This is a genomic window from Thauera aminoaromatica S2, assembly GCF_000310185.1.
GTDB classification, from domain to species: domain Bacteria; phylum Pseudomonadota; class Gammaproteobacteria; order Burkholderiales; family Rhodocyclaceae; genus Thauera; species Thauera aminoaromatica.
The window spans coordinates 1-10,394 of sequence record NZ_AMXD01000130.1; the positions used below are offsets into that span (position 1 = coordinate 1).

Annotated in this window: 9 protein-coding genes; 1 reads left to right on the forward strand and 8 read right to left on the reverse strand. The window is 71.5% G+C overall.

What is annotated here, in order from left to right; genetic code table 11:
• The 8 genes from C665_RS15735 to C665_RS15765 all read right to left on the reverse strand — a co-directional run.
• A partial coding sequence (locus C665_RS15735) for a biotin/lipoyl-containing protein (protein WP_004322097.1) occupies positions 1 to 408 on the reverse strand: 408 nt, incomplete at its 3' end.
• The gene (locus C665_RS15740; protein ID WP_012585002.1) at positions 401 to 1,372 is read right to left on the reverse strand and encodes an alpha-ketoacid dehydrogenase subunit beta; all 972 of its coding nucleotides are present in this window, start codon (positions 1,370 to 1,372) and stop codon (positions 401 to 403) included. The genes C665_RS15740 and C665_RS15735, both read right to left, overlap by 8 nt.
• A complete protein-coding gene (gene pdhA, locus C665_RS15745; RefSeq protein ID WP_004322103.1) occupies positions 1,369 to 2,382 on the reverse strand; it encodes a pyruvate dehydrogenase (acetyl-transferring) E1 component subunit alpha in 1,014 nt (337 codons plus the stop codon). Before pdhA ends, C665_RS15740 begins: the two co-directional genes overlap by 4 nt.
• Positions 2,379 to 4,142 (reverse strand): acetate--CoA ligase, encoded by a 1,764-nt coding sequence (acsA, locus tag C665_RS15750; RefSeq protein WP_004322106.1) that lies wholly within the window; start codon positions 4,140 to 4,142, stop codon positions 2,379 to 2,381. The genes pdhA and acsA overlap by 4 nt, the downstream gene beginning before the upstream one ends.
• A 75-nt stretch (positions 4,143 to 4,217) precedes the next feature.
• On the reverse strand, positions 4,218 to 4,346 hold the full coding sequence (locus C665_RS21305) for a hypothetical protein (RefSeq protein WP_261789184.1): 129 nt from the start codon (positions 4,344 to 4,346) through the stop codon (positions 4,218 to 4,220).
• Positions 4,343 to 5,944, reverse strand: coding sequence for a chaperonin GroEL (groL, locus tag C665_RS15755; RefSeq protein WP_004322108.1), 1,602 nt, complete (start codon positions 5,942 to 5,944; stop codon positions 4,343 to 4,345). Before groL ends, C665_RS21305 begins: the two co-directional genes overlap by 4 nt.
• A 174-nt stretch (positions 5,945 to 6,118) precedes the next feature.
• Complete coding sequence (locus C665_RS15760) at positions 6,119 to 7,864, reverse strand: autotransporter assembly complex protein TamA (protein ID WP_245537184.1); 1,746 nt, start codon at positions 7,862 to 7,864, stop codon at positions 6,119 to 6,121.
• A gap of 16 nt (positions 7,865 to 7,880) precedes the next feature.
• Positions 7,881 to 8,882, reverse strand: coding sequence for a class 1 fructose-bisphosphatase (locus C665_RS15765; RefSeq protein ID WP_004322114.1), 1,002 nt, complete (start codon positions 8,880 to 8,882; stop codon positions 7,881 to 7,883).
• 153 nt (positions 8,883 to 9,035) lie between these two features.
• Here C665_RS15765 and C665_RS15770 point away from each other — a divergent pair, with 153 nt between their 5' ends.
• The gene (locus tag C665_RS15770; RefSeq protein ID WP_004322115.1) at positions 9,036 to 10,304 is read left to right on the forward strand and encodes a D-amino acid dehydrogenase; all 1,269 of its coding nucleotides are present in this window, start codon (positions 9,036 to 9,038) and stop codon (positions 10,302 to 10,304) included.
• The last annotated feature ends 90 nt before the right edge of the window (positions 10,305 to 10,394 follow it).

The window sequence follows — 10,394 nt, forward strand, 5'->3', positions numbered from 1 at the left end:
TCCCAGCGCCTCGGCGCGCTTGCGCGCGGCGGGCGAGACGCGCAAGCGCCCGGCCGGCGCGGGCGAGACGTCCGGCGCGGGTTTCGCCGCGGGCGCTTCGACCACCGGCACCGCCGCCGCTGCAGCCGCCTTCACGGTCTTCGTGCGCGTCCTTTTCGCCGCCGGCGCCTCGCCGGGCTCCAGCAGCGTCGCCATCACCGTGCCGACCGCCATCCGCGTCCCCGGCTCCACGAGCAGTTCATGCACCGTGCCGTCCTGCCAGATCTCGACATCCACCGCCGCCTTGGAGGTGTCGACGATGGCGACGACCTGACCCTTCACGACCCTGTCTCCAGGGCGCACGAGCCACTCCAGCAGCTTGCCTTCGTCCATGTCGGCGCCCAGCGAAGGCAGCTTGAACTCAAACATTCAGCAGCTCCTTCACCGCGGCGACGATCTTCGGCACCTGAGGCAAGGCGGCCTCCTCGAGGTGCTTGGCGTACGGGATCGGCACCTCCTCGCTGCACACCCGCGCGGGCGGCGCGTCGAGCTCGTAGAAGCAGGTCTCGACGATGCGCGCGATCAGCTCGGCAGCGAGGCTGCCGCTGCGCCAGCCTTCGTCCACCACCACCGCACGATGCGTCCGGCGCACCGATGCGGCGACGGTGTCGATGTCCAGCGGGCGCAGCACGCGCAGATCGACCACCTCGACCTCGACGCCCTGGGCCGCCAGTTCTTCCGCCGCCTGCAGCGCCTTGGGCAGGCAGCCACCGTAAGCGAACACGCTTGCCTGCGCGCCGGCGCGGCGCACCGCGGCGCGGGCGATGTCGCAGCGCCAGTCGTCCGGCAACTCGTCTTCCAGGTTGTAGAGCTGGGCGTGCTCGAAGATCACCACCGGATCGGGGTCGGCGAGCGCCGGCGCGAGCATGCCGCGCGCGTCGGCCACGGTGGCCGGCGCCAGCACGCGGATGCCGGGAATGTGGGCGTACCAGTTCTCCAGGCTGTGCGAGTGCTGCGCGCCGAGCTGGCGCCCGGCGCCGGTGGCCATGCGCAGCACCAGCGGCACCGAGCACTGGCCGCCGGACATGTGGCGCAGCAGGGCGGCGCTGTTGACGATCTGGTCCAGCGCCAGCAGGCTGAAATTGACCGTCATCACCTCGACGATCGGACGCAGGCCGCCGAGCGCCGCCCCCACGCCGGCGCCGACGAAGCCGAGTTCGGACAGCGGCGTGTCGCGGATGCGCTCGGGGCCGAACTCCTCCAGCAGGCCTTTCGACACCGCATAGCTGCCGCCGTAGCGGCCGACGTCCTCGCCCATCAGGAACACGCGCGCATCGTTCTGCAGCGCCTCGCGCAGCGCCAGCCGCAGCGCCTCGCGGTAGCTCATCCTCATGGCGTACCCCCTGCGGCCGCGCCGGCCGGCGTGTGCACGTCCTTCAGCAGATCCGCCACCGGCTCCCATGGCGCCTGTTCGGCGAACGCGACCGCGGCGGCCACCTCGGCTTCGGCCTCGGCATCGAGCGCGAGGAAGGCCTCCTCGTCGAGCCTGCCCTCGGCCTTCAGCTGCGCGGAGAGGCTGTGGATGGGGCCGCGCTGCTTCCACTCCTCGATCTCGGCCTTGTCGCGGTACAGATCGGGATCGAACATCGAGTGCGCGCGGAAGCGGTAGGTCTGCAGCTCGACGAAGGCCGGGCCGCCCCCCTCCCTCACCTGCCGCACCGCGCGGCTCACGGTGTCGAACACCGCGCGCACGTCCATGCCGTCGGCGCGGAAGGTGGCGACCCGGTAGCTCGCCGCCTTGGCGCACAGGTCGGTCTGCGACTCCGAGCGCGCCAACGCCGTACCCATCGCGTACAGGTTGTTCTCGCAGCAGAACAGCACCGGAAGCTGCCACAGCGCGGCGAGGTTGATCGACTCGTGGAAGGCGCCTTCGGCCATCGCGCCTTCGCCGAACACGCACAGGGTGACGCGGCGCACGCCTTGCAGCCTGTCCGCCAGCGCCAGGCCCACGGCCAGCGGCAGGCCGCCGCCGACGATGGCGTTGCCGCCGTAGAAGCGGCGCGCCACGTCGAACAGGTGCATCGAGCCGCCGCGCCCGCGCGAGCAGCCCGCCGCCTTGCCGAACATCTCGGCCATGATCGCGTCCATGCCCACACCGCGCAGCAGCGCGTGGCCGTGCTCGCGGTAGGTGGCGACGACGTTATCGTCGGCGGCGAGCGCGTGCATCGCGCCGGTGGCGCAGGCTTCCTCGCCGATGTAGAGGTGCAGGAAACCGCGGATCCTGCCGGCACCGTAGAGCTCGGCGCATTTCTCCTCCATGCGGCGGATGCGCAGCATGTCGGCCAGCAGGCGCAGCTCCAGCGGACGCTCTGCAGAGGCCCTGGGCTTGCGTGTGCGCGTCATGCTCCGGCCTCCAGCGTGGAGGTGTCGCCTTCGGGCAGGCCGAGTTCGCGCGCCTTCAGCAGCCGGCGCATGATCTTGCCGCTGCGCGTGCGCGGCAGCACCGGCAGGAAGTCGATCTCCTTGGGTGCCACCGCCGCGCCGAGCTTCTTGCGCGCATGACCGAGCAGCTCCTTGCGCAGCGCCTCCGAAGGCTCGAAGCCCTGCTTCAGCGACACGAAGGCCTTCACCACCTCGCCGACCATGTCGTCGGGCTTGCCGATGACGCCGGCCTCGGCCACCGCCGGATGCTCCATCAGCGCGCTCTCGACCTCGAAGGGCCCGATCAGGTGGCCGGCCGACTTGATCACGTCGTCGCTGCGGCCGACGAACCAGTAGTAGCCGTCGGCATCGCGCCGCGCCAGGTCGCCGGTCAGGTACCAGTCGCCGGCGAAGCACTTGCGGTAGCGCTCCTCGTTGTTCAGGTAGCCGCGCAGCATCGATGGCCAACCACGCTTCAGGGCCAGTTCGCCCTCCTCGTCGGGCGCATCGACGAACTCCACGCCGCCGCCTTCGCGCGGACGCACGATCGCCGCCTCGACACCGGGCAAGGGCTTTCCCATCGAGCCGGGCTTGATGTCGAGCGCGGGAAGGTTGGCGATCATGATGCCGCCGGTCTCGGTCTGCCACCAGTTGTCGTGGATCGGCTTGCCGAGCACGTCGCGGCCCCACCACACCGCCTCGGGATTGAGCGGCTCGCCCACGCTGGCGACGAAGCGCAGGCGGGGGAAGGAAAAACCGCGCGCCAGCTCCGGCCCGGCCTTCATCAGCATGCGGATCGCGGTGGGGGCGGTGTACCAGACGCTGACCCGCTGCTCCTGCAGGATGCGGTACCAGCGCTCGGCATCGAAGTCGGCCACGTCGACGATGGAGCTCACGCCGTGCAGCAGCGGCGCGACGATGCCGTAGGAGGTGCCGGTGACCCAGCCGGGGTCGGCGGTGCACCAGAAGATGTCGCCATCATGCAGATCGAGCGCGTAGCGGCCGGTCGCCCAGTGGGTGAGGACCGCGCCATGCACGTGCATGGCACCCTTGGGCGTGCCGGTGGTGCCGCTGGTGAAGTGCAGCAGGGCGAGGTCTTCGGGCCGGGTCGCCACCGTCTCGAACGTGTCCGCGGCCTGCGCCATCAGCATCGCGAGGTCCTGGGTGGCGGGGATGGCCGTCGCGCCATCCTCCTCACCCACCAGCAAGACATGGCGCAGGCTCGGCAGGCGATCACGCAGCTTCGCCACCTTGCGCTCGTACAGCAGGTCGGTGGTGACCAGCACTGCCCCCTCGCCGATGCCGATCCGGGTCGCGATCGGCTCCGGGCCGAAGGCGGAGAACAGCGGCGACACCACACAGCCCGCCTTCAGGCCGCCGAGCACCGCGATGTACAGCTCCGGGATGCGCCCGGTCAGCACGAAGACACGCTCGCCGCGCCGCACGCCCAGGGTCCGCAGCACGTTGGCGAAGCGGCTGGTGAGGCGCGACAGCTCGCCGTAGCCGACATCACGGAGCGAGTTCTCACCGAGGAAACGGAAGGCGATGCGCTCGCGCAGCGGGCCATGCGCGTGGCGCTCGACCGCCTCATGGGCGATGTTGAGCCCGCCGCCGGGCAGCCCCGCCAGCTCGGCGCGCGCCGCGTCCCAGGAGAAGCCGGCACAGGTCGCGGCGTAGTCGGCAAGATTGGGCGGCACGGCCAGATCGGCGGCCGTCTTGTGGATGATCGCGGGGCGCTGCATCGCCTTCTCCTCACCATCGTCTTCATCGTCGCATGGCAGCGACGGCTTCGCGTCGGCCACCTCCCCGGTTTCTTTTTAGGCCAGCAGGGCCGCCTCGGCCATGCTGCCGAAGCCCGGGCCGCGCATGAGGAGGCCCATCGCCGCCGTTTCGACGTCCCCCTTGCGATGAATGCAGCGGCGCAGCGCCTCGTTACGGCCGATCACCCGCCCGGCGCAACAGCCCCGGCTTGCGGCAGCTCGGCCACCAGGCAATCGGTGGTGAGGATCAGGCCCGCCACCGAGGCCGCATTCTGCAGCGCACTGCGCGTGACCTTGCACGGGTCGAGCACGCCCATCGCGATGAGGTCGCCGTATTCCTCGGTCGCGGCATTGAAGCCGAACGCGCCGCTGCCCGCCGCCACCTGGTCCAGCACCACGGAAGGTTCCAGGCCGCCGTTGGCGACGAGCTGGCACAGCGGCTCCTCCACCGCGCGCAGCACGATCTGGATGCCGCAGTCCTCGTCGTGGTTGGCGCCATGCAGCACGCCCAGCGCCGCGCGCGCGCGCAACAGCGCCACGCCGCCGCCGGGCAGGATGCCTTCGGCCACCGCGGCGCGTGTCGCATGCAGCGCGTCCTCGACACGCGCACGGCGCTCCTTCATCTCGGACTCGGTGGCCCCACCCACCTTCACCACCGCCACGCCGCCGGCCAGGCGCGCGATGCGCCTCTCCGGGCCCTCGCGCTCGAAGTCGGAGCGCGTGCCCTCGAGCTCGGCGCGGATGCGGGCGATGCGGGCCTCGATCAGCGCGTGCGCGCCGCCGCCGCCCACCAGCGTGCAGCGGTCCTTGTCCACCTCGATGCGGCGCGCGCTGCCCAGCTCGGCCGCGGTGGCGTGTTCCAGGCCGATCCCGGTCTCGCCGCCGACCAGCGTGGCGCCGGCCAGCACCGCGATGTCCTCGAGCATGGCGCGGCGGCGCTCGCCGAACTCCGGCGCCTTCACCGCGCAGGCCTTCAGCGTGCCGCGCGCGGCGTTCACCACCAGCAGCGCCAGCGCCTCGCCCTCGACTTCCTCGGCGATGATCAGCAAGGGCCGCCCGCTGCGCGCCACGACCTCGAGCACCGGCAGCAGCTCGGCCACGGCGCCGATCCTGCGGTCGCACACGAGGATGACGGCATCCTCGAGCACGACGCGCGCACCCTCGGTGTTGATGAAATAGGGCGACAGGTAACCACGGTCGAACTGCATGCCCTCGACCACGTCCAGCGTGCTCGCGAGGCCCGAGCCCTCCTCCACGGTGATCACGCCGTCCTTGCCGACGCGCTCCATGGCGTCGGCGATCAGCTCGCCGATGGCAGCGTCGTTGTTGGCCGAGATGCTCGCCACCTGGGCGATCTCGGTGCGCGTCCCGCACGGCCGCGCCATCGCCTTCAGCGCGCCGACGAGCGCGTCGACAGCCTTGTCGACGCCGCGCTTCAGATCCATCGGGTTCATGCCCGCGGCGACGTGCTTCATGCCCTCGCGCACGATGGCCGCAGCCAGCAGGGTCGCGGTGGTGGTGCCGTCGCCCGCCACTTCGGAAGTGCGCGCCGCCACCTCCCGCACCAGTTGGGCGCCCATGTTCTCGAAGGGATCGGCGAGCTCGATCGCGCGCGCGACCACGACCCCGGAGTTGATCACGATCGGCGGCCCATAGGGCTGCTGCAGCAGCACGGTGCGCGCGCGCGGCCCCAGCGTCTCCTTCACCGCATCGGCCAGCAGGGACACGCCGCGCAGGATGCGGTGGCGCGCGTCGTCGCGGAAAAGCAGTTGTCTGGCGGTCATCGTCTCCTCCCTGTTCGGCCTCGCCGCGCGGATCACCGTGAAAATCTACTCCTGTTCCGCGGGCAATGGCGAGGCGACCAGGGGGCGAGCAGAACGCGGACGGCGCGGGGGCGAAGGGCAGCGCTGCGCGCGCAGACGCCGATCGGCCGATGGCAGCCCATCGAGCGCCGCGCCTCAGAACGCCACCGCGACCCCGAAATGCAGCCGCAGGCTGCGTTCCTGGTGGCCCCAGGCGAGATCGATCGCGAGCGGGCCCGCCGGGCTGCGCCAGCGCGCGCCGACGCCGTAGCCGACGCGAAGATCGTAGTCCGCGCGGGTATCGGCGGCATCCCCCGCATCGACGAAGACGGCCGCACCCCACTGCGGCCGGAACCAGCGCACGTACTCGGCGCTCGCGGTCGCCAGGTAGCGGCCGCCGACGGTCGCGTCGCCCTCCTTCACGCCCAGGCTCTGGTAGTCGTAGCCGCGCACCGACTGCGCGCCGCCGGTGCGGAAGAGGAAGTCCTGCGGCACGCCCTCGCGGCTGTCGGCCAGGGTCACGCCAGCCTCGCCGCGCAGGATGAACACGTCGGTGCCGCGCACCGGCTGGTAGCGCGCGACGCGCGAGTAGAAACGCAGGAAGTCCTGGTCGGAGAATAGCGTCTTGCTGCCGCCGCCGACCTGGAACTCGAGCACGTAGCCGCGGGTGGGGTCGAGCAGGTTGTCGACCGCGCGCTTCTTCCAGGTCCAGTTGGCGCTCAGGGTGTTGGTCGAGCGCGAGGGCGCGCCGGCCGGTTCGATGTTCTCGTGCTGCAGGCGCAGCGCGAGCTGGGTCTCGATGTCGCCGCGCAGCGTGGTGCGCGCGGCGCCGAGCGCCTGCGAGTCGATCTTGAGCCCTTCGAGGTCGCTGGCCTCGTAGAGCGCGCCGAAGCTGTCGCGGTCGCGCCCGCGCGGCGGCAGGAAGACGTCGGCGAACAGCGCCTGGCGGCGCTCCTCGATGCGCAGGCCGGAGGACAACTCCCAGCCGCGCTTGCGCAGGTTGGCGTCGCGATAGCTGAACTCGACGCGCGCGCCGGTGTTGGTCGAATAGCCCGCCCCCACCCCGGCATAGCGCGGCAGTGCTTCGGTGACCTTGACCCGCACCGGCACCGCTGCGGACAGCGTCGGGTCGCGCTCGATGTCGACGATCACCGAACCGAAGTGCGGGGTGTTCTGCAGTCCGGTCTGAAAGGCAAGCAGCTCCTCGCGGTCGTAGGGCGCACCGGGCTTGAGCCGGCTGTAGCGCTCGACGAGATCGGTCGGCAGATGCTCCAGGCCCTGCACGTCGAGCTCGCCAAGGTAGAAGCTCGGTCCGCTGTCGATGCGCACCCGCAGCGTGGCACGCGCGCTCTCCGGGTCGATCTCGGCGCGGCTGGCCACGATGCGCGCCGCGGCGTAACGGCGCGCCGCGACCGCATCGAGCAGCGCCTGCTTGGCGCCGTCCCAGCCGCCCTGGCTGAAGGGCGCGCCGACCGGCAGGCTCCAGCCCGCGCGCAGCAGGTCGAGGTACTCGCTGCCGCCCGGCCCGGAGGTGGCGATCTCGCCGACGAACTGCAGCTCGACCTGCGCGATCTCGGTGCGCGGACCGGGTTCCACCTCCAGCACCCAATTGCGCGCGTCGCTGCGATCGAAGCGCACCCGCGGCGAGAAGTAGCCCTCGGTGGCGAGCAGGCCCGCCACCTCGCGACGCGCCCGCCGGGTCATCGCCGAGCGGTCGGCCTGCTCCTCGGGCAGTTCGAGCGCCTCCTGGCGCAGCAGGCGCACGTGGCGCTCGAGCAGCGGTCGCACCTCGTCGGGCGCCTGCAGGCGCACCTCCAGGGTCTCCTGCGCCAGCGCGCCACCCCCCGCGAACGCGAGGGCCAGCGCGAGGAAGCGCAGCCCCCGGCGCAGCGGGTGTCGCACTCCCGAGCGCACCCGCTCAGTCCTCCTGGTGGTAGCCCGCGACGCGCTCGACCTCGTTCTTCGAGCCGAGGATCACCGGCACGCGCTGGTGCAGCCGGTCCGGCATCACGTCGAGGATGCGCTCGCGCCCGGTGGAGGCCGCGCCGCCAGCCTGCTCGACCAGCATCGCCATCGGGTTGGCCTCGTACATCAGGCGCAGCTTGCCGCCCTTGCTGCGACACTTCTCGTCCATCGGGTACATGAACACGCCGCCGCGGGTGAGGATGCGATGCACGTCTGCGACCATCGAGGCCACCCAGCGCATGTTGTAGTCCTTGCCGAGCGGACCTTCCTTGCCCTGCACCATCTCGGCGACGTAGCGCTTGACCGGCGCCTCCCAGAAGCGCGCATTGGATGCGTTGATGGCAAATTCCTGGGTATCGACCGGGATGGTCATGAAGGGCTGGGTGTAGATGAAGCTGCCCATCTCGCGGTCGAGCGTGAATCCGTGCACGCCCTGCCCCACGGTGAGCACGAGCTGGGTGGCAGGACCATACACGGCGTAGCCGGCCGCGACCTGCTCGCGACCGGGCTGCAGGAAGCTCTCCTCGGTGGGCTCCGTGCCGCCCGGCGGATTGCGCAGCACCGAGAAGATGGTGCCGACCGAGATGTTGACGTCGATGTTGGACGAGCCGTCGAGCGGATCGAAGAGCAGCAGGAAGCCGCCCTTGGGCAGGTCGAAGGGGATCTGGCAGATGGTCTCGACTTCCTCCGAGGCCATGCCGGCGAGATGGCCGCCCCACTCGTTGGCCTGCAGCAGGATCTCGTTGGCGATGACGTCGAGCTTCTTCTGCGCCTCGCCCTGGACGTTGTCGGTGCCGGCCTCGCCGAGCACGCCGGCGAGCGCGCCCTTGGAGACGTTGACGCTGATCGCCTTGACCGCGCGAGCGACGACCTCGATCAGCAGGCGCAGGTCGGCGGTGATGCGGCCGGCGCGCTGCTGCTCGATGAGGAACTGGGTAAGGGTGACTCGGCGCATGACAAGGCTCCATGACATTGAACGAAACGGACAAGGCGGGATTATCGCGGTTCCGCGCCACGAGCGCACGGGCCGTGATGCCCGAAACCGCGAGACTGCTGCCGCAGCCGCCGAGGCGCTATCATCGGCACCCCCAACCCGCTTTTCCACTTCATGCACGTCATGGTTCTCGGCGCCGGCCTGTCCGGCGTCACGACCGCCTGGTACCTGACCCGCGCCGGCTTCCAGGTCAGCCTGGTCGACCGCCAGCCCGGCGCCGGACTGGAGACCAGCTTCGCCAACGGCGGGCAGATCTCGATCAGCCATCCCGAGCCCTGGGCCAACCCCGGCGCACCCGCGCAGGTGCTGCGCTGGCTCGGACGCGCGGACGCGCCGCTGAAGTTCCGCCCGCACCGCGCCCTTGCGCAGTGGACCTGGGGCCTGCGTTTCCTGCTCGAATGCCTGCCCGCACGGGCGCACCGCAACACCGTCGCGATCGCCGCGCTCGCGCTCGCCAGCGGGCAGCGACTGCGTGCGCTGCGCGCCGAACTCGGCCTCGAATACGACCAGCTCGAGCGCGGCATCCTGCACCTGTTCTACAGCCGCGGGGAGTTCGCCAAGGCCCCCGCGCGCGCTGCGCAGCTGCGCGCCTTCGGTATCGCGGCCGAGGTGCTGGACCGCGATGCCTGCCTGGAACGCGAGCCCGCGCTGGCCACGTGCGCCGGCAGCCTGGCCGGCGGGATCTTCGCCCAGGGCGACGAATCGGGCGACGCGCACAAGTTCACCCGCGCGCTCGCGCACAGGCTGGAAGAAGGTGGTGTGGTCCTGCACCGGGAGACCGAGGTGAGCGCGCTCGAGACCGGATCCGGCGGCCGGGTCGTGGGCGCGCGCGTGCGCCGCGCGGACGGCAGCGTCGACAGCCTGCGCGCGGACGCCTGCGTGCTCTGCCTGGGCAGCCACGGCCCGCGCCTCGCCGCGCCGCTCGGCTTGCGGCTGCCGATCTACCCGGTCAAGGGCTACTCGATCACCGCACCGGTACTCGAGCCCGCGCTCGCACCCTACGTGAGCCTGACCGACGAGTCGCGCCGGATCGTGTGCTCGCGCCTGGGCGACCGCCTGCGCGTCGCCGGCACGGCGGAACTCGACGGCTTCGACACCACGATCCGCGCGGCGCGGATCGCGCCGATCATGGCGTGGGTGCAGGCGCGCTTCCCGCACGCGATCGATCTCGAACGCGCGGAACCCTGGGCCGGGTTGCGCCCCGCCACGCCGGGAAACGTGCCACTGATCGGACGCAGCGCGCGCCCCGGGCTATGGCTCAACACCGGCCATGGCACGCTGGGATGGACGCTGGCCTGCGGTTCGGCCGCCGCACTGGCGGATCTGATGAGCGGGCGCAGGCCGGAGGTGGCGTTTCCTTTCCTCGCGGCGGCGGAGGTCTAGCGCCGCGTGCGCCCGGCGACGCGTTGCGGCGGGCCGAACGCATCGCGGAGGAGGCCGCGTCAGGCCGCGCGCGCGGCCTCGCCGGCTGCC

Excerpts from the sequence above, each read along its gene's own strand:
- C665_RS15740 (WP_012585002.1), bottom strand. The coding sequence starts at position 1,372 with ATGAGGATGAGCTACCGCGAGGCGCTGCGGCTGGCGCTGCGCGAGGCG.
- pdhA (WP_004322103.1), bottom strand. The coding sequence starts at position 2,382 with ATGACGCGCACACGCAAGCCCAGGGCCTCTGCAGAGCGTCCGCTGGAG.
- acsA (WP_004322106.1), bottom strand. The coding sequence starts at position 4,142 with ATGCAGCGCCCCGCGATCATCCACAAGACGGCCGCCGATCTGGCCGTG.
- groL (WP_004322108.1), bottom strand. The coding sequence starts at position 5,944 with ATGACCGCCAGACAACTGCTTTTCCGCGACGACGCGCGCCACCGCATC.
- C665_RS15765 (WP_004322114.1), bottom strand. The coding sequence starts at position 8,882 with ATGCGCCGAGTCACCCTTACCCAGTTCCTCATCGAGCAGCAGCGCGCC.
- C665_RS15770 (WP_004322115.1), top strand. The coding sequence starts at position 9,036 with ATGCACGTCATGGTTCTCGGCGCCGGCCTGTCCGGCGTCACGACCGCC.